The sequence below is a fragment of the Chryseobacterium sp. CH25 genome (assembly GCF_004119455.1).
Taxonomy (GTDB): Bacteria; Bacteroidota; Bacteroidia; order Flavobacteriales; family Weeksellaceae; genus Chryseobacterium.
On sequence record NZ_NRQT01000004.1, the window covers coordinates 1 to 23,099 of the forward strand.

Annotated in this window: 25 protein-coding genes and 2 pseudogenes; 14 read left to right on the forward strand and 13 right to left on the reverse strand. The window is 33.7% G+C overall.

What is annotated here, in order from left to right:
* Positions 1-297 precede the first annotated feature (297 nt).
* Positions 298-1,181 (reverse strand): annotated as a pseudogene (locus BOQ64_RS10720) (exopolyphosphatase).
* Positions 1,178-3,250, reverse strand: coding sequence for a polyphosphate kinase 1 (gene ppk1, locus BOQ64_RS10725; RefSeq protein WP_129055118.1), 2,073 nt, complete (start codon positions 3,248-3,250; stop codon positions 1,178-1,180). The pseudogene BOQ64_RS10720 and the gene ppk1 overlap by 4 nt, the downstream one beginning before the upstream one ends.
* Positions 3,251-3,632: 382 nt before the next feature.
* Here ppk1 and dnaK point away from each other — a divergent pair, with 382 nt between their 5' ends.
* From dnaK to BOQ64_RS10755, 5 genes and pseudogenes are all read left to right on the forward strand, one after another.
* Positions 3,633-5,525, forward strand: coding sequence for a molecular chaperone DnaK (gene dnaK, locus BOQ64_RS10730; protein ID WP_129055120.1), 1,893 nt, complete (start codon positions 3,633-3,635; stop codon positions 5,523-5,525).
* A 233-nt stretch (positions 5,526-5,758) separates the two neighbouring features.
* A complete protein-coding gene (locus BOQ64_RS10735; protein WP_129055122.1) occupies positions 5,759-6,607 on the forward strand; it encodes a carboxypeptidase-like regulatory domain-containing protein in 849 nt (282 codons plus the stop codon).
* A gap of 400 nt (positions 6,608-7,007) precedes the next feature.
* A pseudogene (locus BOQ64_RS10745) lies at positions 7,008-7,918 on the forward strand (erythromycin esterase family protein).
* Between the two features lie 207 nt (positions 7,919-8,125).
* A complete protein-coding gene (locus BOQ64_RS10750; protein WP_129055128.1) occupies positions 8,126-8,578 on the forward strand; it encodes a DUF1569 domain-containing protein in 453 nt (150 codons plus the stop codon).
* A 158-nt stretch (positions 8,579-8,736) separates the two neighbouring features.
* Entirely contained in the window at positions 8,737-9,291 is a 555-nt protein-coding gene (locus BOQ64_RS10755; RefSeq protein ID WP_129055130.1) for a membrane lipoprotein lipid attachment site-containing protein, read from the forward strand.
* Between the two features lie 41 nt (positions 9,292-9,332).
* Here BOQ64_RS10755 and BOQ64_RS10760 read toward each other — a convergent pair whose 3' ends face one another.
* On the reverse strand, positions 9,333-9,695 hold the full coding sequence (locus tag BOQ64_RS10760; protein WP_129055131.1) for a winged helix-turn-helix transcriptional regulator: 363 nt from the start codon (positions 9,693-9,695) through the stop codon (positions 9,333-9,335).
* Positions 9,696-9,788: 93 nt separating this feature from the next.
* Here BOQ64_RS10760 and BOQ64_RS10765 point away from each other — a divergent pair, with 93 nt between their 5' ends.
* From BOQ64_RS10765 to BOQ64_RS10780, 4 genes are read left to right on the forward strand one after another with little or no spacing between them, the layout of a single operon-like run.
* Positions 9,789-10,235, forward strand: a complete 447-nt coding sequence (locus BOQ64_RS10765) for a DUF3291 domain-containing protein (RefSeq protein WP_129055133.1) — start codon at positions 9,789-9,791, stop codon at positions 10,233-10,235.
* A 53-nt stretch (positions 10,236-10,288) separates the two neighbouring features.
* Positions 10,289-10,654, forward strand: a complete 366-nt coding sequence (locus BOQ64_RS10770) for a hypothetical protein (RefSeq protein WP_164975790.1) — start codon at positions 10,289-10,291, stop codon at positions 10,652-10,654.
* The gene (locus BOQ64_RS10775) at positions 10,651-10,983 is read left to right on the forward strand and encodes a hypothetical protein (protein ID WP_129055137.1); all 333 of its coding nucleotides are present in this window, start codon (positions 10,651-10,653) and stop codon (positions 10,981-10,983) included. The genes BOQ64_RS10770 and BOQ64_RS10775 overlap by 4 nt, the downstream gene beginning before the upstream one ends.
* A gap of 14 nt (positions 10,984-10,997) precedes the next feature.
* On the forward strand, positions 10,998-11,504 hold the full coding sequence (locus BOQ64_RS10780) for a hypothetical protein (protein WP_129055139.1): 507 nt from the start codon (positions 10,998-11,000) through the stop codon (positions 11,502-11,504).
* Positions 11,505-11,608: 104 nt separating this feature from the next.
* Here the strand turns inward: BOQ64_RS10780 and BOQ64_RS10785 are convergent, their stop codons facing one another.
* A complete protein-coding gene (locus BOQ64_RS10785) occupies positions 11,609-12,103 on the reverse strand; it encodes an SRPBCC family protein (RefSeq protein ID WP_228448316.1) in 495 nt (164 codons plus the stop codon).
* A 220-nt stretch (positions 12,104-12,323) separates the two neighbouring features.
* On the opposite strand from BOQ64_RS10785, the gene BOQ64_RS10790 reads away from it, so the two are divergent.
* Together BOQ64_RS10790 and BOQ64_RS10795 are read left to right on the forward strand one after the other, a co-directional pair.
* Positions 12,324-12,968: a hypothetical protein gene (locus tag BOQ64_RS10790; RefSeq protein WP_129055143.1), complete on the forward strand. Its 645-nt coding sequence runs from the start codon at positions 12,324-12,326 to the stop codon at positions 12,966-12,968.
* Between the two features lie 56 nt (positions 12,969-13,024).
* Positions 13,025-13,504 carry a hypothetical protein gene (locus tag BOQ64_RS10795; RefSeq protein WP_129055145.1) on the forward strand — a complete coding sequence of 160 codons (480 nt, stop codon included), beginning with the start codon at positions 13,025-13,027 and terminating at the stop codon, positions 13,502-13,504.
* Between the two features lie 30 nt (positions 13,505-13,534).
* On the opposite strand, the gene BOQ64_RS10800 is transcribed toward BOQ64_RS10795, so the two are convergent.
* The 5 genes from BOQ64_RS10800 to BOQ64_RS10820 all read right to left on the reverse strand — a co-directional run bounded on the left by BOQ64_RS10800 (position 13,535) and on the right by BOQ64_RS10820 (position 18,026).
* Positions 13,535-14,563, reverse strand: coding sequence for a hypothetical protein (locus tag BOQ64_RS10800; RefSeq protein ID WP_129055147.1), 1,029 nt, complete (start codon positions 14,561-14,563; stop codon positions 13,535-13,537).
* Positions 14,564-14,786: 223 nt separating this feature from the next.
* Positions 14,787-15,509: an ankyrin repeat domain-containing protein gene (locus BOQ64_RS10805; protein WP_129055149.1), complete on the reverse strand. Its 723-nt coding sequence runs from the start codon at positions 15,507-15,509 to the stop codon at positions 14,787-14,789.
* Between the two features lie 526 nt (positions 15,510-16,035).
* Positions 16,036-16,389 (reverse strand): cupin domain-containing protein, encoded by a 354-nt coding sequence (locus BOQ64_RS10810; RefSeq protein ID WP_129055151.1) that lies wholly within the window; start codon positions 16,387-16,389, stop codon positions 16,036-16,038.
* 19 nt (positions 16,390-16,408) lie between these two features.
* Positions 16,409-16,825, reverse strand: a complete 417-nt coding sequence (locus BOQ64_RS10815) for a DoxX family membrane protein (RefSeq protein ID WP_129055153.1) — start codon at positions 16,823-16,825, stop codon at positions 16,409-16,411.
* 412 nt (positions 16,826-17,237) lie between these two features.
* Complete coding sequence (locus BOQ64_RS10820; protein ID WP_129055155.1) at positions 17,238-18,026, reverse strand: helix-turn-helix domain-containing protein; 789 nt, start codon at positions 18,024-18,026, stop codon at positions 17,238-17,240.
* Between the two features lie 152 nt (positions 18,027-18,178).
* Here BOQ64_RS10820 and BOQ64_RS10825 point away from each other — a divergent pair, with 152 nt between their 5' ends.
* Positions 18,179-18,691 (forward strand): thioredoxin family protein, encoded by a 513-nt coding sequence (locus BOQ64_RS10825; protein ID WP_129055157.1) that lies wholly within the window; start codon positions 18,179-18,181, stop codon positions 18,689-18,691.
* Between the two features lie 74 nt (positions 18,692-18,765).
* Here the strand turns inward: BOQ64_RS10825 and BOQ64_RS10830 are convergent, their stop codons facing one another.
* The 4 genes from BOQ64_RS10830 to BOQ64_RS23080 all read right to left on the reverse strand — a co-directional run bounded on the left by BOQ64_RS10830 (position 18,766) and on the right by BOQ64_RS23080 (position 19,960).
* Entirely contained in the window at positions 18,766-19,161 is a 396-nt protein-coding gene (locus BOQ64_RS10830; protein ID WP_129055159.1) for a hypothetical protein, read from the reverse strand.
* A 51-nt stretch (positions 19,162-19,212) separates the two neighbouring features.
* Positions 19,213-19,344, reverse strand: a complete 132-nt coding sequence (locus tag BOQ64_RS24520) for a hypothetical protein (RefSeq protein WP_262483758.1) — start codon at positions 19,342-19,344, stop codon at positions 19,213-19,215.
* Between the two features lie 82 nt (positions 19,345-19,426).
* Positions 19,427-19,783: a hypothetical protein gene (locus BOQ64_RS10835; protein WP_129055161.1), complete on the reverse strand. Its 357-nt coding sequence runs from the start codon at positions 19,781-19,783 to the stop codon at positions 19,427-19,429.
* Positions 19,784-19,795: 12 nt separating this feature from the next.
* Entirely contained in the window at positions 19,796-19,960 is a 165-nt protein-coding gene (locus BOQ64_RS23080; protein WP_164975791.1) for a hypothetical protein, read from the reverse strand.
* A gap of 817 nt (positions 19,961-20,777) precedes the next feature.
* Between BOQ64_RS23080 and BOQ64_RS10840 the strand changes: the two genes are divergently transcribed.
* Together BOQ64_RS10840 and BOQ64_RS10845 are read left to right on the forward strand one after the other, a co-directional pair.
* Positions 20,778-21,791, forward strand: coding sequence for a nucleoid-associated protein (locus BOQ64_RS10840; protein ID WP_129055163.1), 1,014 nt, complete (start codon positions 20,778-20,780; stop codon positions 21,789-21,791).
* Positions 21,792-22,018: 227 nt separating this feature from the next.
* Complete coding sequence (locus BOQ64_RS10845) at positions 22,019-22,981, forward strand: hypothetical protein (RefSeq protein WP_129055165.1); 963 nt, start codon at positions 22,019-22,021, stop codon at positions 22,979-22,981.
* Positions 22,982-23,099 lie beyond the last annotated feature (118 nt).

Genomic DNA, 23,099 nt, shown 5'->3' on the forward strand with positions numbered 1-23,099 from the left:
AAAGATAAAAGATAAAAGATAAAAGATAAAAGATAAAAGATAAAAGATAAAAGATAAAAGATAAAAGATAAAAGATAAAAGATCTTGTCGTTAAACAACTATTATACATTTGAATATCAACATCAATAGGGGCGGGCTTTAGCCTGGCAGGTCAAATAAATAATCCAATCCATTGGCTTTAGCCAAAATCTAAAAGAATAGGATGGGTTTGTAATTAATATAGCTATTGGTTGCGAGGATGAGGAAAAGAAAAACCGGACAATTTTGTCCGGTTTTGAATATCATTATATTTTGATATTATTTTTTATGCTGTAACTGGCTGTAAATATTCTGGATCAAACCGTCTGCTACGGAAATCTTAGGAACAAAAATTTTATTAATATCTGCCCAGGCCATTACATTGTTGAAAATGCTTAAAGCGTGAACCAATACATCAGCTCTGTCTTCTCTAAGACTGTATTTTGTCATTCTTTCTTCTACAGAAAGTTCATTGAACTCTTTGTGAGCCTTTTTCAGATGAGATAAAGACATTGGTTTTCCGTCTTTGGTTTTGCTCATGGAGAATACCTTATTGATGTTTCCTCCTGACCCGATAGCCACAATTGGTTTTTTGCTGACAATATTTTTTTTGATCTCCTCCTTCATTTCTTTCCAGTTATCCATGGTAACGAGATTGTTGAGAAGTCGGATTGTTCCGATGTTGAAAGATCTTTCATACACCATCTTACCATTTCATAGAAAGTAAGCTCTGTGGAGCCACCACCTACGTCAATGTATAGATAGGCAAATTCTTTATCAAGTCCTTCAGCAACATGATTTTCATAAATTAAAGTAGCTTCTTCATCTCCGGAAATGATCTCTATATTGATTCCGGAAGCTTCCTGTACCTGCCTGATGATTTCATCACCATTGGCTGCATCACGCATAGCACTTGTTGCACACGCTCTGTAATGGTCTACTTTGTAGATCTTCATCAGATCGCTGAAAATCTTCATGGAATCAACAACCATTTTTTCTCTTTCAGGGCCTATTTTTCCAATGGTAAATACATCCATACCTAATCTAAGAGGGATTCTCAGAAGGTTCAGTTTGATGAATTCCGGTCTTTTATTGTTTATTTTTACTTCATTAATGAGAAGTCTTGCGGCATTACTTCCTATATCTATTGCTGCGATCTTCATTTTTTGCTTGTTTTAGCTTTTAAATACTTATAGGTTTCTATTTGTGATCGGCATTCTTTTTTATCATTTCTGATGTATTCGTTGCTTAATTTCTTATCTAAAATTCTAGCCTTTACATTGTCTCTAAGCTGAATATCAAGAATGTCTTTTAATTCTTTTTTAAGGTTCTTGTCGGTTATTTTGGCTGCAGCTTCAATTCTGTAATCAAGGTTTCTGGTCATCCAGTCGGCAGAAGAAATATACATATCTTCAGCCCCTTTATTGTAAAAATACATTACTCTGGCATGTTCCAGATATTCATCTACAATACTGATAGCCTTAATTTTCTCTTTGAATTCCTTTTGATTAACGGCACAATAGATTCCTCTTACAATCAGTCTTATGGTTACTCCTACTGTGGCAGCATCATATAATTTCATGATTAATAATCTGTCACTCAGGGAATTTGCTTTAACAATAATCTCAGCTTTTCTTCCTGCTTTAGCTTCTTCAATCTCCTTATCAATATGGTGAACAATCTTTTCACGCATAAATTGAGGGCAAACTAGTAAATTTTTACAAGTTTTCAAAACCGGAAGGTAATCATCTTTTGGTTTTTTCAGTACATTGAACACTTTGTTGATGTCTGCCATAATGCCACGGTCAGAAGTAAGAAGCAAATGATCTCCATAAATTCTTGCCGTTTTTTCGTTGAAATTTCCAGTGCTTACAAATCCATACTGAATGGTTTTGTTGTGAGCTCTCTTTTTGATAACACAAAGCTTGGCATGAACTTTTTTGCCCGGAAGCCCTATAAGAACAGTTATTCCTTCCGGTTCCAGCATCTCTTTCCATTCCAGATTGGATTCTTCATCAAATCTTGCCTGGAGCTCAAGCATTACAGTGACTTCTTTACCATTTCTGGCTGCATAAATTAATGCATTACTGATCTTTGAGTTACTGGCCAGTCTGTATGCTGTAATCTGTATGGATTTTACATCCGGATCCATAGCAGCCTCACGCAGAAGATCAATCACCGGATTATATTTATGATAAGGGAAAGTAAGCAATACATCTTCCTTCATAATGACATCGGTCACTCTTTCTCCATGTTCAAAAGCCTGGTGAGTGAAAGATGTTCTTTCCACTGGTTTCTCATAGGTTTCAAAAACATCAGGAAAGTCCATAAAATGTTTGAAGTTATGAATTTTTCCGCCTGGGATAATGCTGTCTTTCTTGGTTAAATTCAATTTTCTGATAAGGAGTTCCAGTAGAGCCTTGTCCATATCTTTATCGAAAACAAATCGGGTAGGTTTTCCTTTTCTACGGTTCTTAAGTCCTTTTTCTATTTTTTCTGCAAAGTTGGTACGGATGTCATTATCCAGATCCAGTTCAGCATCCTTTGTTACTTTAAAAGCATTGGCTGAAAATTCATCGTAGCCGAAGTAAGAGAAGATATGCGGTAAGTTGAAGGTAATTACATCTTCCAGAAGCATTACATTTTTTTCTTCCAGATCCTCAGTGGGAAGCAGTACAAATCGCCCTACAAATCGGGAAGGGATTTCAATGATGGCATAATTACTGGAATACTGCCAGTCTTTTTTTCTCATGGCAACCCCAAGGTAGAGACTTTTATCTCTCAGGTAAGGCATTGGAGTATTTTCATGAAGAAGAATAGGAATTACATTAGATTCCACTACTTCATCAAAGTATTTTCTGACAAAATCCTTTTGTGGAGCTGTCAGGTTTTTAGAATTTTTGATGAAAACTTTATGATCAGCCATTTCAGTCTGGATTTTTTTCCAGGTTTTATCGAAATTAAGCTGTTGCCTCATCACAATTTCATTGATACGCTGAAGAATTTTGGAGGGTGGCTGATAAAAGGACTCGGCAATTACCTTTTCCTTAAAATCCATGGCACGCTTTAATCCGGCAACACGTACCCGGAAGAACTCATCCAGATTGTTGGAGAAAATTCCAAGGAAACGTATTCTTAAATGTAAAGGAACTTTTTCATCCATGGCTTCCTGTAAAACCCTTTCATTAAAGGCTAACCATGTAATATCTCGTGGATTAAAGTGTAATGACATTCTGAATGTATATATTTTATCAAAAGTAATGATTCGTCCAGTTTCTGTCTCTATTTCTTAGGTTAAACTTTGATTAATTTTAACATTTTTATTCCTATCGTTCTATTAGATTGTACTCTTGCCATATTGTAATATAGGATTTCTGTCGGGTTACTATATTTTGTTCTATACTATGTATTAAATGATATGGATGATTGTGACTGATAATAACAGTAAAATCAAGATTACATGAAAAAATTTCAGTATTAAGGTAACAAAAAACCTTATTATTTCAGGGTTTCTGTCTTGATTGTGTCATTTTGTCACAAAACAGGATATGGTACAGATGTTGTGAAATAGTGAGTGTAAATTAAATATAGAAATTAGAAAAAATAAAAATATTATGAGTAAAATAATTGGAATTGACTTAGGAACAACCAACTCTTGTGTTGCTGTTATGGAGGGTAAAGACCCTGTTGTTATTCCTAACGCAGAAGGGAAAAGAACGACTCCATCTATCGTAGCATTTACAGAAGACGGAGAAAGAAAAGTAGGTGATCCTGCAAAAAGACAGGCTGTAACAAACCCAACTAAAACTGTTTACTCTATCAAAAGATTTATCGGAACGCACTTTAAAGAAGATGCTAAAGAAATCTCAAGAGTACCTTATAAAGTTGTTGCTGGACCAAACGATACAGTAAAAGTAAAAATTGACGATAGAGAATATACTCCACAGGAAATTTCTGCAATGACCCTTCAGAAAATGAAGAAAACTGCTGAAGATTACCTTGGTCAGGAAGTAACAAGAGCGGTAATCACTGTTCCTGCATACTTCAATGATGCTCAAAGACAAGCTACTAAAGAAGCTGGGGAAATCGCAGGTCTTAAAGTAGAAAGAATTATCAATGAGCCTACAGCTGCAGCGTTAGCTTATGGTCTTGATAAAAACCATAAAGATCAGAAAATCGCAGTATATGACCTTGGTGGTGGTACTTTCGATATCTCTATCCTTGATTTAGGTGATGGTGTATTTGAAGTATTATCTACAAACGGTGATACGCACTTAGGAGGTGATGACTTTGATGATGTGATCATCAACTGGATGGCAGATGAGTTCAAAGCTGAAGAAGGTGTAGATTTAAAATCTGATGCTATTGCACTTCAAAGATTAAAAGAAGCTGCTGAAAAAGCAAAAATCGAGTTATCTTCTTCTCCACAGACTGAGATCAACTTACCATATATTACAGCTACAGCTACAGGTCCTAAACACTTAGTGAAGACTTTAACTAAAGCTAAATTCGAGCAATTATCTGCAGATCTAGTAAGAAGATCTATGGAACCAGTTGCTAAAGCATTAAAAGATGCAGGTTTATCAACTTCTGATATCGATGAGGTAATCTTGGTAGGAGGTTCTACAAGAATCCCAATCATCCAGGAAGAAGTAGAAAAATTCTTCGGTAAAAAGCCGTCTAAAGGAGTTAACCCGGATGAGGTTGTAGCGATTGGTGCAGCTATTCAGGGAGGTGTATTAACAGGAGACGTAAAAGACGTATTACTTCTAGACGTTACACCACTTTCTTTAGGTATTGAAACTATGGGTTCTGTATTCACTAAATTAATTGAAGCGAACACTACGATCCCAACTAAGAAATCTGAAGTATTCTCTACAGCTTCTGACAATCAGCCGGCTGTAAGCATCAGAGTAGGACAAGGAGAAAGATCTATGTTCAACGATAACAAAGAAATCGGTAGATTCGATCTTACAGATATTCCACCAGCACCAAGAGGAGTTCCTCAAATTGAAGTAACTTTCGATATTGATGCTAACGGTATCTTAAGTGTATCTGCTAAAGATAAAGGAACTGGTAAAGAGCAGTCTATCAAAATCCAGGCTTCTTCAGGTCTTTCTGACGAAGAAATCGAAAGAATGAAGAAAGAAGCTCAGGAAAACTCTGCAGCGGATGCTAAGAGAAAAGAAGAAGTTGAAATCTTCAACAAAGCTGACGGATTGATCTTCCAAACTGAAAAGCAATTGAAAGAGTTTGGTGAAAAGCTTTCTGCTGACAAAAAAGCAGCTATTGAAGCAGCTCACGGAGAATTGAAAACTGCTTTTGAAGCTAAAAATGTTGATGACGTAAAAGCTAAAACTGAAGCGTTAGATGCAGCATGGATGGCAGCTTCTGAAGAATTATATGCAGCTGGTCAACAGCCGGGTGCTGATGCAGGTGCTCAGAACGCTGGTGGAAACGCTGGTGCTGAAGATGTACAGGATGCAGACTTCGAAGAAGTAAAATAATTATTGATTAATAATCATTAATAAAATATATAAAACCGCCTTGGATAGTAATCTAAGGCGGTTTTTACTTTTTACCTTCTGATGTATCCTGATTTTATTTTGCTATTTGTTTACAGATAAGCTTATCAATTTTATTTGTAAAAAGATATTTCTTTCACCTTTCAAATAACTAAGATCTGTTGGTTGATAATAAACAGTATATTTGAGCGGTTTTTTAAATAAAAAATATACGTATGAAAATAAAATTTATCTTTTTTTCTTTATTATTATTCAGTTTTACAAATGCTCAAATCATTTCTGGGAAAATTATCTCAAATGAAAACAATCAGGTAATTTCTTACGCAAGAATTGGAATTGAAAATGAAAGTATCGGAGCACTTACAGATGAAAATGGAAATTATAACATTGACTTATCCAATATCGATCAGTCTAAAAAAATAATTGTTCAATTAGGTGGGTATCATTCTTTTGTGCAGAATCTCAAAGACTTTATCAGTTCAAACAATCATAATATTATTCTTAAAGAAAAAGTTAATGAGATCCCTGAATTAAAACTAACTCCAAAAACTTTTGAAAATAAAAATATTGGGGTCAGATCAAAAGCAAAGAATATGCTTTATGGATTTAGCTCGAATGGTTCCAGCCAAACGGCTTATAGGGAATTTGCTATTCCATTTTCAAACAAAAAAAGGTTGAAAATTGAGAAAATACATCTTAACATTGCCAAGTTTAAAACAGATAAACCTATCGTTCTCAATTTCAATATTTATTCTAATAAAAATAAACAACCGGGAGAGTCTATTCTTTTGGAAAACCTTACTACAGAACTCACTGCAGATAAAATCATAGACGGGACATTTACTTTTGATTTAAATGATTATTCTGTTTGGATTGATAAAGAAGATTTTTACGTCTCTGTACAGGTTATGAGTGGATTTAAAGGTGATTTTGGTTTTAGCGCGGCATTATTAAGAACCGTTTTTGAAAGAACCTTTTACAGCAATTGGGAAAAAATAATTGCAGGAAGTCCGGCAATTAATATTGATGTGAGAATTGAAAAAGAAAAACGATCTACAACATAGTGTATTATAACGTTTTTACATTAATAGTTTTAAGCGATATTTTTGTATAATTGTTTAATATAACTATAAGCAGCAGATGAAGTTGAAATTATCTTTTATTTTGATTGTATTTTTTATAACGGTCAATGCACAATCAAAAAATGATTTAAATCCTGAAGAGAGAGAATATATTTCGAAATTTATATATCCAATAAAAACATTAAACCCGGAAGAAAAAGATAATAGTGATTTACTTATCTTAGACAAACTCATTGGAAATTCTACAATAGTAGGATTAGGGGAAGCTACTCACGGTTCGAGTGAAGTATATCAAATGAAATATAGAATAAGTGAATATTTGATCGCTCATAAAAATTTCAATGTCTTTTCGCTGGAAGCCAATATGCCGGAAAGTTTTTTAATGAATCAATATACTCAGGAAGGAAAAGGAGCTCCTAAGGATATTCTAAAGGGAATGTATTTCTGGCTGTGGCAAACCGAAGAAACTTTAGCTTTTGTTGAATGGTTAAAAAATACAATGAAGATCATCATTCAAAAGTTTTTTTTGATGGTTTTGATATGCAATATGCAACAGGGGCAATAGATCAAATTAGAAAAAAGTATCAGGAAAACCACTTGCCCGAACAAGAGATTAATGATCTTGAAACAGCTTTAAAAGAAAACAACAGAGGCTTCAGAACTTACTCTAAAAAAGGTCAAAAAATCATATCTGAGTATCTGTTTGTAATAAAACAGAAATCTGACTCAATAAAAAATCCGGAAGAAAAATTACGCTTCTTACAAAATATAGATATTGTCAGACAATATAGCCAACTCAGTTTTATCAGGAGAGACCAATTCATGGCGGAGAATGTTAAATGGTTAAAAGAAAACCATTTGAACTCTAAGGTAATCGTCTCGGCTCATAATTATCACATTGCCAAATTAAATTCAGATAGAATGGGGTATTGGGTCAATGAAATGTATAATAAAGATTTTGTGAATTTTGGATTTGCCTTTTATGAAGGTACTTATTCTGCAAGTATTGATGGGAAGCTTGGCTCCTATAATTCAGAAAAAGCCGGCCCTGGAACATTAGAATACAAGCTTAACTCGCTTAATATTCCAATTTTTATTTTAGATTTAAAAGCAATCAAAAAGGACGGCAACAAACTTGGCAACTGGATATTGAAAGATATTCTATTTCGTAAAACAGGATCAGGCACGGATGGAAATGAATTTATAAAAACCAATGTTGCTGATTCTTTTGATTATTTGATATTCATCAATAAGTCTACAAATTCAAAACTTTTAATTGGTAAGTCAAAATAAAGAAATTAGAGTATTGTAAAGTTTAATTAATGTAGCTAACATTTAGTTTATAAAATAATCCGGCGGTAAATTTTGTTTATTGCCGGATTTGCTTTTTGTCAGATGTTCTGTTTTACAATTATTTGTATTAATATTACATGGTTTAAAAAGAGAAAAGAATAATGGACGCAGAAGGGATATTTTTAATAGTATATAATCATCACTACCATGAAAAAAAGCCTTTTAAACAAGGAAACTGCCAATTTCATTATTGAAAGAGTTCAGCATTTATCAGCAACTCATCAACCTCAATGGGGAACCATGACAGCTGGTGAAATGCTTCTTCACTGTAATTCCTGTAACCGACAAATTTTAGAAGAAGGAAGGGGAAATAAAAAGACTAAAATAAAACAGTATTTATTGAGAATCCTCGCTCTTTATGTTGCTCCAGATTTTAAAAAGAATATTCAAGGTGAATCGGAACATAATACCAAAGGAAAAGCCAACGATCTAGATTTTGATCAATATAAAAATGAATTTGTTAGTTTAATTCGCCAATTTCCACTTAATACCCAGCCTTTAACATTATCTCATCCTGCTTTTGGAAATATTTCTACCAACGAATGGGGTATAGCAGCTTATAAACACATGGATCATCATCTGAGACAGTTTGGAGTGTAGCTTTTAATTTTAATGATTAATATTTTTGTCAGCATGATAGCAAGCAGTGGCTCATGCAGATTTTACATACACGGTAAAATAAAGATCCAATAGTCGTAATTGTATCATATTACTGTATATTTATCCCTTCAATTTTAAGCATCAGAAATAGAGAATATATGAAAAAGATCATCGGTATAATAGGGCTGCTCGCAGTTTTGACAGGTTGCAATAATTCTGATCGTAAAGGACCACAAAAAGATGAACTGAAAGACAAACAGTCTTTATCCAAAGAAAAAAAATCAGGTACAAAAGAACCGGAAGCTTCCAAAGACAGGATTTCCAGAGAAGAAGCTGTAAAACTGGCCATGAAACAATTTGATGATTATTTACCTAACATTCTTAAAACTTATGATGATGGAGTGATTGATCTTCAGGTTCCTAATGTTGGAGATTTTACCGGTGATGGGATAGAAGATATCGCCATTTACTGGAATATTGCACCAGAAGGCGGAAATGCATTGATTGGGCAGGGATTATCCCTATATAAGAATGATGGACATACTGTTAAAGTGATTGCAGGATATGAACCGGACTACCTTTTTGCTTTCGATACCATTAAAAATGGAAAAATCATCGTAGAAAAACTGGAATATACCGAAGAGGACGGAAGATGTTGCCCTTCAATAAAAACTAAGCATGCTTTAACTATTAAAGGAAGCAAAGTGTATTAAATAAGCTTATATCTTAAAAACTTGAAAGGCAATTCAGGTTTTTAAGATGTTATTTTCTGTTTCAGAATATTTTTACCCCAATCATTGATATTATCCAGCAGTGGAATAAATGAAGTACCCAATTCTGATAAACTGTATACTACTTTCACAGGTGGTTTTGTCCCGAAAACTGTTCTGGTAATCAGTCCGTCTCTTTCCAATTGTCTCAACTGAAGGCTTAGGGTAGTTTCTGTGATGAAGGATAGCTCTTTTTTGAGTTCTCCAAACCGTTTTTCTCCATTTTTTAAATGACATAAAATTACTCCTTTCCATCTTCCGCCAATAAGATCCATTACAAAGCTTACGGCGCAGGGATAGGATTTTTCGCCAATATTAATATAGGAAGTTTCACACACTTTTTCCATCTTTTTTATAGTATCTAAATTGATAGTTATTTCATGCTAATGCTGCAGAATCTATTTTTACACAATAATAAACATAAAACAGTAAATAATAAAATGTATCAGTTAGCACAGATCAATGTAGCCAGAATGATTGGCGTAAATATTGAAGATCCGGTAATGAAAGAATTTGTAGAGCATTTCGATTCAGTGAATCAACTGGCAGAAGAAAGTAATGGATTTGTCTGGAGATTAAAGGATGAAAATAATAATGCTACGGGTTTTAATCCGTTTAATGATGAACAGGTGATCATCAATCTTTCGGTATGGAAAGACAAAGAATCATTGGAATACTTTACATACAAGACCTTCCATGTAGATTTTTTACGAAGAAGAAAAGAATGGTTTCAAAAATATGGAAAAGCATCTTATGTGCTGTGGTGGATTAAAGACGGTCAATATCCAACTGTAGAAGAAGCATTGGAAAGGTTAGAATATCTTCAGAAAAACGGACCATCAGAATATGCTTTCAGTTTTCAGGCTGCATTTCAAAAACCGGATTAAGATTCTAAATTTTGTATCTTGTCGTTTCATTGCCAGTACAAAATTTTAATACAATGTATAAACTGAAATTTCTCTTTTTAATACTAAACTTTTCATTTTTATTCCAATCATGTCAGAGCCAGGGTTTTGATTTAGAGAAAATGCAGCTTCCCGTTAAACAGACAGAATTAAAAACATTAGGTTTGAAATCGTATGGAATCGGAGTAGGAACAGAGGCAGTTCAGTATTCTATATATAAAGCGGATGTTGTTAATGATGGTAAGCTTCCTGTTAATTTTGGAGGTATGAAGATTGAAGATGCTCCAGAATCCGAATACTATACTCCGGGTATGCTTTCTTTTTACGGAAAAATGAGGGAAGTAACTGCGAGGGATTTAAACTTAATCTTGAAAATCCGGAGAACTTTCAAGCAGTATTGAACTATCTGTTAACTAAAAAAGAGAAGTTTAAACTGGTTTTTGATAACGGAAAAGATACTGTAGACAGGGCCAGAGTTTTCACAGGTAAACAAAATAATATCACGTATCTGGTGTTGTCAATGTTGAATGAAAAAGGGAAGAAAGTTGGCTATTTGGAAGCTATCAGTGCTAAAGAAACGCCTTTGTTAACTTCAAGATTAGGAGGAGTATTTCAATATTATAATGATTATCTGCAGTATCGTAAAGATAAGGCGGCTAATTTCAGTTATCTTGATTTTATCAAAGAAACCGATGATCAGTTTTATAAGGAAAACAATAATCTGAAATAGAAGAATACATTGTTATGAGAAGTATTTTGATCCTATTATGTGTTCTTTTATTTTCAGTGTCTATCTATGGACAGACAAATAACTCTGATAATGAAATCTCAGCTCAGGATAAGATTCTTTTGCAAAAATTCTGGAAAGATTTTACCGATGCTGTTAATAAAAATGACAAGAAAAAATTAGAAACACTCTGTGAATTTCCCTTCTATTGCAGCCCATGTCTTGATTATATTAAATCTAAAAACAATAACCTTTTCACAGTGAAGGTAACCCGGGCATTATATCATCAAAAACATTATAAAATCTTTTTTGAAAAGGCTTTAAAAACCGATGTTAAAAAACATCAGAAGTTTAATGTAAAGCTTTTCCATCCTTATTTTAATGAAGAAATAAAACGATACGGAATTTCCTTTTTATACACTCTGGTTCCACCTTCGGAACATTGGGAAGGCTCTCAGGGAATGATTACTTTGAGAAAGATAGAAGGTAAATTTAAAATAACAGGAATTGACACTGTTCCATAATTTAATCTAAGTTTAGGAATTATTATGCTCCTAAAAAATAACTATCAGATTTTATGACATTCATTAATGATATGACTAAGAGTAATTTCCAATTTCTCACCTTCTCATAAACGGTGCTGATGAGGCCATGGCTTGCCTTTTCCCGTTTCACAAAGCAATTTTAAACTTCTCAGAAACTGTCCCCAGGTATAATTACATTCTGCAAACATAGAAGAATAGGTATCCCAGCCTTTATGCTGAAAAATCAATAAAGTACCGCTGTCATATACCAACTGCTCAATCTGGCCTTCCATTTCCGGATGCATTCTGCGTAATGTTTCTTTGTCTCCGGATAAAAGCTGGAAGGATATATCAGTTCCAATCCACTCATGGGCACCTGCAACACAATGCCATTGAACTTCTTCAAAGGGAACCAATTTTATCAGTTTCATTTCCTTAAAATAATCAGGGCCAAAAGAGAACCGGGCAATACTGCCTGCTTCATTGCTGGTTTTGGTATGTGGAGTCCACCATGCAGATAATCCGGACTGGCTGCTGATGGCGTGGTATACTTTTTCCCTTGATGCTCCAATCAGTAAAGAATGATAAATATTCAGCATGTTCAATGATGAGTTATAATGGTTTGGTTTTTAATTGAATACTAAAAATACAAAATAAAACTAAATCATAGAGTTAAAGAAATGAAAATCAACTATAATAGTATTCTAATAAACCGTTTTTTGTACATTCGTGCTAACAAAAACTATTTTTCGCTTAGAGCAAACATAAATATTCGCTCTTAAACCTGAAAATGGTACACCATGTAAGCAAAATTAATGTATGAGGTATTTTTTTATTGTATTCGTTATCGTATTACTGCAAGCCTGCAATAAGAAAAAGGATGAAAAGCTGATTGTATCTTCCCAAACCGAAATAAAGGGAGATAACAGAAATACAGATTCAACAGCAAACAATACAAAGCCAATTTCTGAGAAACTAAAAGATGGGCAGGACGATGTCATGCTGGCAGAAGATATCCGTTTCAATGGCAAAACAGAAAGAATTTTTGATCTTAAAGATTTTGAAAAGGTTTTTGGAAAACCGGACAGTATCAGGCTGATGGCTGATGAGGAACCCTGTGCCTATATTTTTGAAGAAGGTACAATGGAAGATAAATACCTGTATAAAAACGGTTCTTGCTTTGAAAACAGCAGAGATAAAGTAGGAGTAAATGAATTTATGTTTCTGAATGGAAATTATATCTTGTATAAAGGGAAAAAGATTGATGCTAAAACTACGCTTGATGATATCAGAAAGATATTTCCCAACTCAGTACGAAATATAGAAAAATTGGAGCGTCCGGGTGAAGGAGTGCTTCCGGTCATTAGATTAAGAGAAGATAAAGAGGGCATTTCCGATGGGCATATCAATATATACTTCAAAAATAACCTGATCCATTCCATCTGGTGGTGGTTTCCCTGTTAAAGGACAGATGGTCATTGACCTTAGAATATAAAACAACAATCCAAACAAATATTAAAATGAAACTAACAAAATACCTATCATTATTATTCATAGGCTTTTGTCTGACAAGCTACGGACAGAAAAAAGAAAACAAAGAATTACAGTCTAAGGCAGAACAGTTTACCCAAAAAGTAATCCAACTGGTGAATAAGAAAGATTATGCTGCCCTGAATCAGTTAACAACTTCAAAAGTATACTGTTCTCTGTGTTTTGATGAAGCACCAGAGAAAAGCTATTTTGTGGGGAAAGATATTTTTTACAGGAAACATGTCAGCACTATTTTCAACAAAGAATTATTGGAAAGATTGGGACGTAATGAAGTAAAGTTTTCCTTTGACGGATCTGATCCAGGCTTCAAAGACAGAGATTATATTGTATTATACACTACTTACCGGAAAAATGAAGTTGGCGAAGGGCATGAAGGAGCACAATTTATTTTTTGGTTAAAGGATGAAAAAGGAAATTTCAAGCTTTCAGGAGTTGAAACAGTGCCTTAAAATTTTAAAAATAAGGCCTAAAAAATTCTTCTAATATTTTTTAGGTCTTATAAGATAGTAGAGTTGGCGTTCTTCATCCACTAACAACATATAGTCTCCGTTTTTAGGCTGGTATACAAAAAAAGAAAAAGGATCTCTTACATTATTGTCCGGATGCTCTATGAAAACATCCTGTTTGTAATGCAGTGTTTTTTTCGGCATTTTGATAGAAAAATAGGAAGTGCCAGTCCATCCATGGCGACCGGAACCATTTCCGGTTCCCCAGCTTAGGTTTTTTAAACTCCAGAAAGTACGGGCATTCCATTCTTCTTTCTGAACATGATCTCTTTGGATAAGCCCTGAAGATTTATCCACTTCGTATCCGGCATTGCTGAAGTCAACGGCCTTTTTGTTCGGTGTGTTTTTAGGATAGCCGTGCCAGTCTTTTTCAGCATAAAAATAATTCCAGACATTGTCTTTAAATACAGTCAGTTTATATTTATACTCATTTCCGGGGGATTCGGAGTGAATAATATCATCATACATATAATCTCTGTTGGCTATGATATCTTCCGTTTCTGCTACCGAAAATATCTTAGTATCATCTAGATTTTTATATGGATAATGAGTGGTATCACCATCTTTCATCCAGTTACTGTAGGTATTTTGATCTACATCTACAATATAATCATTGAACGTCTGATAATTATGAATACCATTTTCAGTGTTGTATTGGTATTGAAGGCTGTCTGTAATTTTGCCCTTTAGGTTGATTTTATACCAAGTATACGTATTGTTGCTGCCTTCTTTTCCAGAATCATGATCTCTTTTGGTAATAATCACAATCGTGCTGTCGTTCTCCTGAATAACAGGTTCATGGATGCCACGGGATAGTTTAATGATTTCATAGTCATTATCTTTCAGGCTGTCCAGTGTAGTGTATGATGTATATTGTACCGGAAGTTTTTCAGATTTCAGTTTATATCGCTGGTAATACATTTCAGAATCCGGTAAGATAATCACTGCAATGATGGCAATGCTCCAGAGTATGATAGTTTTCTTTTTAATATTTATTTTCATCGTATTGGTTTTTAGTTTTAATACCAGACTAAGCATGAGATTTTAACCGAATAGGGTAGAAATAATGCCTGGAGTTTGATCCTGATTCCAATATTTTTTTGAGGGGAAGCAAAATACAATAAAATAAAGAATATTGAAAATAAAATATTCTTTAAAAATTTTTTTAGAGTTGAAAATTAGGGATTTATCTGTATTTACGAAGTTTATTATTGAGTAATTGTTTTTATTTCAAAAGCTTCATAAGCTCTGTATTTTTGTTAGCTTTAGCCATCTGTAAAGCTGTTTTTCCGGAAACAGTACCATTATCTGTCTCAAAAGAGATTCTAGATTTTTTATCAGCTCCCTGAGACAGTAGATATTTTGCAATTTCAGTCTCATTTTTTTCTACGGCAATCAATAAGGCATTATATCCATCATAATCATAGTAATCCATTGGGGAATCTTTTCCTTTTAATGGAAGTTTTTTGATGAATTCCAAATCCTTACTTTTTACAGCCAACAACAAAAGTTTACCCGGATCATCATAGTTAATGATCTGAGGTTGGTGATTCAGATAGAGTTCTTTGGCAATGCCGAAGTTTTCATAGAAGATGGCGGTGTATAATGCATTTTTAGCATAAGCTCCTTTTTTGATGAGGTAGAAAGTGATTTCCGGACTTCCATATTCAATAGCACCATCTACCAATTTTTTGTTAGCAGTAATGTTGGCCCCTTTTTCAACCATATATTCAACCATAGGAAAATTCTTTTTCCAGATAGCAGCCAATACGGGGGCTGTTTGATCTGGAAGCGTGGTTTTAATAGGAAATCCATGATCTACTATTTTCTTTACCAGCGGGAAATTATTCTCACGGATGGCAGTATAGAAAGCATCAATCTGCTGCTTGGTTTGGGCACTTAATAATGAAGACAGGCATATAATAACGGATATTCCGAACTTTTTCATTCCAGGTATAATTTTAAAAGGGTGTAAAAATAATTAATTTCAGAGATTACAGTGAAAGAGTAGGTTTATAGAATTTCATTTTGTGAATAAGCTGATTTCAGTTTCTGAAACCTCTTTTCAATCCGGGAAGAATGAATCAGCAATGTCAAATGCTCTTTAAAAGATTTAAGATCTTTATTCATGATGTAATTTGATGTTCAAAGATACATTTAAAAAGATGATAACACTTAAGTTATTGGAAGTAAAAAGTTCTATGCATAAGAAGTACACTTAAGTTTTTTGAAAACCTTAGATTTTCATCTTTAGTGCTCTTTTCTACAGCATTATTTTTAAATTTTCCAAAGTGAACAAAAGTGTTTAAAAAATAAAAACTTTTGTGGTTAAAATATAAACATTAAGATTTAATAATACTTTAAAAGTATTAAAGGATAGCTTTGATGGTAAATTTTCTAGAGTGAAGAAACACCTAAACCTATGATGAAAAAAGGAGTTCATCATAGGTTTAATTGTAAAATAGATTACGAGGTTAGAGGATTTCAACTTCTTCCGGAACCATAAACAGAATAATACATCCATTTTCTGAGGTAACAGAATGTTTAAAGTTAGGTGGAGTATACAAATAATCTCCTTTTTCCAGATTGCCACCTGCGATGGCAGCATCACCTTCCAGAATGAAAAGTTCCTCACCTGCAGGATGGTTGTGGTAAGGATAACTAGCTCCCGGGTCAAATTTTAAAAGGATGGTGGTAGACCTATTTTGCTCCGGATCAAATTTTAAAGATTTTACAAAAATACCTTTGTAGTGGATGCCTTTCTCAATTAAAGGTTGCCATTCTTTTTGTTCTGTTTTTACGATGTAATCGTTGATGCTAGTGCTCATAATATTAAATTTTAAATGATTAATGTAAAAGTTGTTCTAAAGACCATGGATAACGGGGAAAGGTGCTCAGTAAAAATGCTCCCGCACTGAATATGAAAACAGAATAATCCAAAGCTTCCTTACAGCCAAAAGAAATACTAATGGCTATGGCAAAGATTAAAGTCAGGACAGAAGCTGAAAACGCAGCTTTACGGATCTGATACCCAATCAAAAGTAAAATACCAATAGTTAATTCTGTAGTAGTAGATAATACCGCAAGTGTAGGAATCCAGGAAGAAGGTAAAAATGAATTGACTTCAGCAGTATACTGAACAAAATTTTTCCACCCGGAAGATTGGGGTCCCCAAAGATTCAGCCTGCTGGCAACAGCTGATAAAAATCCGGCTGCCAATGCTATTCTTAATAAAAAAGCTGCGATGTCCTGTCTTGTTTTCATAAGCGTAATTTTTAGGTCTTAATGACAGGTACAAAGTTCAGCGAAAGCGGCTGTCTAAAGAATAGACAATTCCGGGAAAAGCATATAATATTTGGTGGAGTTCAGAATTTGGATTAATAAATTATATCAGATTAGTTTTAAAAGTTGAGGAACATAATGTTTTGTATATTGAATCTGTTTTTAATTGAGACGCAAAGTCTTAAGAAACTTATGTTTTATTTTTAGGAGGCAAAGAGGGAATCAACGGAGTTGATTCGATGAAGCAGCTGGATAGCATTCGCTTCATCAGAATCGATTGCTAATCGATTCCTGTTTAGCTCACTTAAAAATATTGCGTATTTTAAATGAAAACTTTGCGTCAAAAAAACAGAAAGAAACATCCCGCTTCAATCCTCCCACTTCCTGATTTATATTAACTCTTTACAGATTTCTGATAGTCTTTGGGAGAAAGAGAAGTATGCTTTTTGAAGAAGTTTGAGAAATAAAAAGGATCGTTAAAACCAAGCTGATAAGCAATTTCTTTAACACTTAGTTTTTCATATAACAATAATCTTTTCGCTTCGGAAACGGTAAGACTGTAGATGACATTTTGAGCCGTTTTATTGGTGTGAAGCTTAGAAACTTCATTCAATTTAGCTTCAGTGGTTGCCAAAGCATCAGCATGATAGGATACAGGGTGATTCTCTGAAAAATGATTTCGGACGCTTTCCAAAAATTTTAAAAACAGAGCATCAGGCTTCCATACTTCATCACCATTGGCAATTTTACTGCGGTTAATTTCCACCAATAATAATTCTACCATAGAATGGGTAGAAATCAGATATTGGTAAGGTTGTTCCTGAATTTCCTTTTCAATAAGATTGAGTGTATCTGTAAAAAATGTAGGGTGCTGAACGGTAATCATTTCATTCATTCCGAAGTGACAGAATAATCCGTTGTGGAAAATCAATTCAATATCACTGTCACTTTTGCAGAAAAAATCCAAAGTAAATTCAAGAGCAGTAAGTTCTCCTTCAACCGAGATTAGCTGATGAAACTGTCCCGAAGTAATGGTAATGGTTTGGCCGATTTTCAGGATGAAAATATTCTCGTCAATCAGAATTTCAGCAGCCCCGGCATGGCACCAGAATAAAGTATATTTTATCACTCTTCTTGGTTCGGGGTGTCCTGGCTGGTTGGAATATTTTTTTACTTCAATCATTTTTTATATTGATTAAAAATGAAAATTGTGATATTGTATTGAAACGAAATTACAAAAAATGATAAAGTAAAGTATAAATTTTATACTGTGAATTTCAGAGTACATAAAAAAGAGAAAAATCCCTACATTCGTACAGCTTAAAGTAAAATTCAATGAAATATTCAAAAGTTATTGTAGTTGTTGCCTTATTGCTGTTTCAGCTGGGAGTAGCACAGGAAAAGGCCGATGTTGTTTTAAATAAAGCTTCTATTGAGGCTAAGGCAAGTAAGAAAAACGTTTTATTAGTATTTCATGCTTCATGGTGTAAATGGTGCAAAATCATGGAAAAGAATATGAACCTTCCGGAAACACAATCCATTTTTGGAGATCGATTTGTTACCGCTTATGTAGATGTTCAGGAAAGAGGAGAGAAGAAGTCTCTTGAAAATCCAGGTGGACAGGAATTGATGAATAAATACAAAGGAGAAAATGCAGGACTTCCATTTTGGCTGATCTTAAATCCAAAAGGTGAGGTATTGGCGGATTCATTTAATGCAAAAGGAGAAAATTTGGGATCCCCTTCAACTCCTGAAGAAGTAGCCACTTTTATTGCCAAGCTCGGGAAAAGTTCAAAATTGAGTAAAGAAGAGATTTCAAGCATTGAAAAGGTATTTACTAAGAAGTAAAAAAGTTTTGATATATGAACAAAAAAAATCGCCTCAAATAAAAGAATTTGAGGCGATTTTTTATCTATTGAATTTTATTTTCCAAAGTAAATCTGGTCCTGCTTCTGCTGTTCATTATAAATAATCTGAAAACTTACCGGCATATACTGATAAAGAAGTTTCCAATGGGCAATCTTAGCATGTTTTTTAAAGCTCTCAAAAGATCTTACAAAGATGTTTTCAATCATTGTTCTTACATAGGAATTTCCATTTCTGTAAAGTCCGTCCATCAGTTTGATGTGATAGGCAATAATGTTGATCTTCGATTCCTGCAACAGTCCTTTCAGATAATTGACGGTTGCCTGCATAATTCCTGCAAAGTTGTCCTGTACAGACAGCTGTATGATTTCATTGCAAAGTCGCGGATAGAAAAATTTTAAGTATTCAACAGCTATTTTTTGATTAATAGTTTGCATTTGTACTTTCATCATAATTAAGAATTTTTCAAACACTTATTATTGCAGCGAAATGTATACCAAAATTTAAAGACACGCTGCAAAAATAAATACCCCTACAATTACAGCGATGTGGGTGAGTAATATCTCTGTATTGTGTCTGTTAGTCGTATTTTTCAATGTTTTCCAGTCGGAAATTCTTCTGATTTTATTTTTCATAATCTATTGATTGTGAGTTATTTTCAATTTTGTTTAATTTAAACACTTTGTAATGAAACCGTTTAAAAATGTAATAAACACTTCATATACCATGACTGTAAATTTGTCTCGAATAGCTGTTTTTCAGGTCAGAAGAAATATGACTGAAGATCATTTGTCTGTATTCTTTGCTGCAAAACGCGGTAAAATTGTCCAGAGAGTAGATAAAAGTGTTCTCAATGGCATTTTTTAATAACGTGTCACCATGAATGTACATTTTGTCTATCTTTTGTAAACTTTTGAATAGCAGATTACTGTCATTCTGGCGGATCATATTTTTAATACGTTCCGTGAAAGTCCGGATCACACTATATGAATTGGGACTTTTGGTTTCATTCACTTCCGTTTCAAAGTCAGGAAACAATTCTTTGATTTCCTGTACAGCCTGTAAATAGTTCATAGTATATATTTGTTAAATGTGGTTTTGTTCCAGCAGTTTGATGAAGGCTCCAAACATGAAAATGATTAAAAAGGCGATGAAAAGAAGGTGATAAGGTTTCAGCCATTTAGGTGTTTCCGGTCCTCTGCTTTTTAATCTTCTTAATTTGTCTATTCGGTTCAATGTTTTCAAGTCCATTTTCTTATGTTTTGAAATTGATGATGCCAATGGTATACCTTTGAAATTGAATTTTATTTAATTAATTGAAAAGCAATGATTTGTGTATTTGTGTTTGAAGCTTGAAAGATGAAAAAGCATTTCAAAATGATAAGGATTTTATCAAATTGGAAAAGATAAATAGAACCATTAAGAGGTAATAAGGTTTTAAGAGTATTAAGAATAGTTTTGTTTTAATCTGAGGATTTGAAAACCAGACTTTCTAAGTTTTTTCAAACGCAAAGAATTAGTAATTCGAATGTTTTATTTTAGGAGGCTAAGGGTGCGACTTCGTCACTGATGAAGCTTTGTGGCTATGTATACGCTTTGTAAGAATCAATTTATTGATTCCACTCTTTGCTCCCTTAATATAAAGCGATATAATTATTTTTCTTTGCGTTTATTTTTTAACAGATGCTAAAGAGTCTGTAATTCTGACGAATGAAGAATATTAAATTATAATAAAGAGATTCTTCATTGTAATCCGTTCCATTCTTGTGCTTTTTTTGTCAACCACAAAAGCCACAAAAGAATTATAACACTTAAGCTATTTTGAGTGAAAAGATTTGTGTATAAGAAGTACACTTAAGTTTTGAAAATCTAAGATTTTCCTCTTTAGAGAACTTTTTTTTGCAGTATTATTTTTGATCTTCTAAAGGAACTAAAGTGTTAAAAAATAAAAACTTTTGAGCCTTTTGTGATTCAAAAAAATCAAAGTAATTCAAAACAAAATCAATACTAATTTTCAGTTTCATAGAAAGGATAGAATGAATATCTTTGCAGTCCAAATATTCAGAAGATGTTTTCAAAAATCATAGTACACAGAGTCGGAAATAAGATTAACGGAGATTCTCTAACGCTTTCCCAGGAGGAATTGAAGCTGGAGGAAGGAATGGCAGAGATGCTTGAGGATTACTTTTTAGGATCATTCAAGTCAGAAGAAACTTTTCATTTTTACAGTGACACGTATCTGGTGAATAACCCGGTTTACAGTGCTGTATCTGAAATTTTTGAAGATAAGTCCAAGTTCATGTGGGAATCTGAGAATATTGCAAAACACCTTTTTGAAGCGGCTGAAAACCCTAGAGTTCAGAGTGGAGAATTGTTTATTGTACTTTTTGAGGACGAAAGTGATCGTCCGGATAAAGTAGATAAGATCGGGATCTTTAAAACTGAGAAAAGAGAATCATTCCTGAAAATTAATCCTGCAGAAGAAACATTTGATATTGAAAAAGATCAGGGGATCGGTTTATCTAAAATTGATAAAGCTGCATTAATCTACAACAATAATAAGGATACAGGATATGTACTTTCTGTGGTTGACAACAACAAAAATGGTGATATGTACTACTGGTTCGAGGATTTCTTAAAGGTAAAACAGCGTGATGATGAGTATTTCCACACTCAGGAAGCTCTTATGGTTTACAAAGATTATATCACGAAGCAGCTTCCACAGGAATTTGAAGTTTCAAAAGCTGACCAGGCAGATTTTCTGAACAAATCCATCAACTTCTTCAAAGAAAAAGAAGAGTTTAAACTGGATGAATTTGCCAATGAGGTTTTAGGCGATGAGCATGTAATCGAAAGTTTTGTGAACTTTAAAACCGATTACGAACAGGATATGCAGGTGAATATTGCTGAAGAATTCCCAATCAGTGAAGCAGCAGTAAAAAAGACCCAAAGACATTTTAAAAGTATTATCAAACTAGATAAAAACTTCCATATTTACATTCATGGAGACCGTCAGAAACTTGAGATGGGAGAGGATGATAAAGGAAAATATTATAGACTTTATTTTGATAAAGAAGTATAATTGAGAAGAACTTTTGAAAGCTGGATGTGGGAAGCAGGATGCTGGAAGTTATGAAGGCCATAAAAACTGCTATTTGTTTGTTTTATATTCTTTTAGGTAGAATTTTAATGAGGTGGTTGACGGTCAGTCATTATAACTGAAAGTAACTTCCAACATCCTGCTTCCATCTTCCTACCTTTAATAAATAATAATATCATAACTTTATTGCTGATTACAAAATAGCAATTATGAAGTTCATGATCGTTTTCTGGGGAGCTTTTCTCTTCTTTTTCTGTGTCCCTTTCCCGATTTTCATTTATTTGATGACGGAGGAAGTCACAACAGGGCCGAGAAATTCATTAGCGGTAAGCTATGGGTTTCTCGGTCTTTCTTTTTTGATATGGGGATATATTCTCGCCTTCTTTATCAATATCCTTTTCATTAAAACCTTTAAACAACGGAATACCATTCATTCCATTCTGAGAAATGGTATTCCCAGAGAGGCTAAAGTGATGCGTTATCAGCTTTTAAAATATTTTCCGAAAACCAATATGAATGCCATTCAGATTGTTCTTTCATTTCCTAATCTAAGCAATACACAGATTGAACATGAGACAATGTTTCATGATTCCAAACCCCAGGAAAAAAGGTTTGATGTGGGGAACCATGTGAAGGTATTACTGAATCCTAATGTTTCAAAGGAACCTTATTTTATTTTAAGCGACCAAAAGGTAGGGTTCAATGCATCAGGAATGATATTAAGAATTGTATTTATTGTATTGTTAATTGCTTATATCATCGGTCTGTATTCTTATTTCTATATCCGGGAATCCTCTGATTTTGGCTGGCAGTTTCTCACCTTTATGCATCCGATTATTTTCAGTGGCGTGATGATCCTGATTTATGTTTTGGTTTTTCAGTTGATTATAGGGAAGTTTTTTAAGAATAAAAATGAAGAACGTATTCTCTTTGCCGGAAGAAATGCGGAAGCTCATATTCTCAGTGTCAGTGAAACGGGTGTTACCATTAATGACCAGCCGCAGATTATGTTTCAGGTAAGTTTTAAAGACTTCAGAGGAAATGAACATATTGCAACCTATAAAAAAATTGTAAGTCTCTTGAATCTTTCCTCTGTACCGAGAAAAGGAACTATAGAGATTATGTATGATGAAAATGATCCAAAGAAAATTATGATTCCAAAAGTGATTTAGGGAAAAACAACGAAGTAAAAGGATAAAAATACATCAAAATAAGTAAAACCATTTTTAGACTTTAGATGTAAAGATTTCTGTTCGAAATTCATTATTTAACATATAAAAAAAGATAAAA

What these genes read in the sequence shown, in the direction of transcription:
- ppk1 (WP_129055118.1), bottom strand. Translation starts at nt 3,250, where the DNA reads ATGTCATTACACTTTAATCCACGAGATATTACATGGTTAGCCTTTAAT.
- dnaK (WP_129055120.1), top strand. Translation starts at nt 3,633, where the DNA reads ATGAGTAAAATAATTGGAATTGACTTAGGAACAACCAACTCTTGTGTT.
- BOQ64_RS10735 (WP_129055122.1), top strand. Translation starts at nt 5,759, where the DNA reads ATGAAAATAAAATTTATCTTTTTTTCTTTATTATTATTCAGTTTTACA.
- BOQ64_RS10750 (WP_129055128.1), top strand. Translation starts at nt 8,126, where the DNA reads ATGAAAAAAAGCCTTTTAAACAAGGAAACTGCCAATTTCATTATTGAA.
- BOQ64_RS10755 (WP_129055130.1), top strand. Translation starts at nt 8,737, where the DNA reads ATGAAAAAGATCATCGGTATAATAGGGCTGCTCGCAGTTTTGACAGGT.
- BOQ64_RS10760 (WP_129055131.1), bottom strand. Translation starts at nt 9,695, where the DNA reads ATGGAAAAAGTGTGTGAAACTTCCTATATTAATATTGGCGAAAAATCC.
- BOQ64_RS10765 (WP_129055133.1), top strand. Translation starts at nt 9,789, where the DNA reads ATGTATCAGTTAGCACAGATCAATGTAGCCAGAATGATTGGCGTAAAT.
- BOQ64_RS10770 (WP_164975790.1), top strand. Translation starts at nt 10,289, where the DNA reads ATGTATAAACTGAAATTTCTCTTTTTAATACTAAACTTTTCATTTTTA.
- BOQ64_RS10780 (WP_129055139.1), top strand. Translation starts at nt 10,998, where the DNA reads ATGAGAAGTATTTTGATCCTATTATGTGTTCTTTTATTTTCAGTGTCT.
- BOQ64_RS10785 (WP_228448316.1), bottom strand. Translation starts at nt 12,103, where the DNA reads ATGCTGAATATTTATCATTCTTTACTGATTGGAGCATCAAGGGAAAAA.
- BOQ64_RS10790 (WP_129055143.1), top strand. Translation starts at nt 12,324, where the DNA reads ATGAGGTATTTTTTTATTGTATTCGTTATCGTATTACTGCAAGCCTGC.
- BOQ64_RS10795 (WP_129055145.1), top strand. Translation starts at nt 13,025, where the DNA reads ATGAAACTAACAAAATACCTATCATTATTATTCATAGGCTTTTGTCTG.
- BOQ64_RS10800 (WP_129055147.1), bottom strand. Translation starts at nt 14,563, where the DNA reads ATGAAAATAAATATTAAAAAGAAAACTATCATACTCTGGAGCATTGCC.
- BOQ64_RS10805 (WP_129055149.1), bottom strand. Translation starts at nt 15,509, where the DNA reads ATGAAAAAGTTCGGAATATCCGTTATTATATGCCTGTCTTCATTATTA.
- BOQ64_RS10810 (WP_129055151.1), bottom strand. Translation starts at nt 16,389, where the DNA reads ATGAGCACTAGCATCAACGATTACATCGTAAAAACAGAACAAAAAGAA.
- BOQ64_RS10815 (WP_129055153.1), bottom strand. Translation starts at nt 16,825, where the DNA reads ATGAAAACAAGACAGGACATCGCAGCTTTTTTATTAAGAATAGCATTG.
- BOQ64_RS10820 (WP_129055155.1), bottom strand. Translation starts at nt 18,026, where the DNA reads ATGATTGAAGTAAAAAAATATTCCAACCAGCCAGGACACCCCGAACCA.
- BOQ64_RS10825 (WP_129055157.1), top strand. Translation starts at nt 18,179, where the DNA reads ATGAAATATTCAAAAGTTATTGTAGTTGTTGCCTTATTGCTGTTTCAG.
- BOQ64_RS10830 (WP_129055159.1), bottom strand. Translation starts at nt 19,161, where the DNA reads ATGATGAAAGTACAAATGCAAACTATTAATCAAAAAATAGCTGTTGAA.
- BOQ64_RS24520 (WP_262483758.1), bottom strand. Translation starts at nt 19,344, where the DNA reads ATGAAAAATAAAATCAGAAGAATTTCCGACTGGAAAACATTGAAAAAT.
- BOQ64_RS10835 (WP_129055161.1), bottom strand. Translation starts at nt 19,783, where the DNA reads ATGAACTATTTACAGGCTGTACAGGAAATCAAAGAATTGTTTCCTGAC.
- BOQ64_RS23080 (WP_164975791.1), bottom strand. Translation starts at nt 19,960, where the DNA reads ATGGACTTGAAAACATTGAACCGAATAGACAAATTAAGAAGATTAAAA.
- BOQ64_RS10840 (WP_129055163.1), top strand. Translation starts at nt 20,778, where the DNA reads ATGTTTTCAAAAATCATAGTACACAGAGTCGGAAATAAGATTAACGGA.
- BOQ64_RS10845 (WP_129055165.1), top strand. Translation starts at nt 22,019, where the DNA reads ATGAAGTTCATGATCGTTTTCTGGGGAGCTTTTCTCTTCTTTTTCTGT.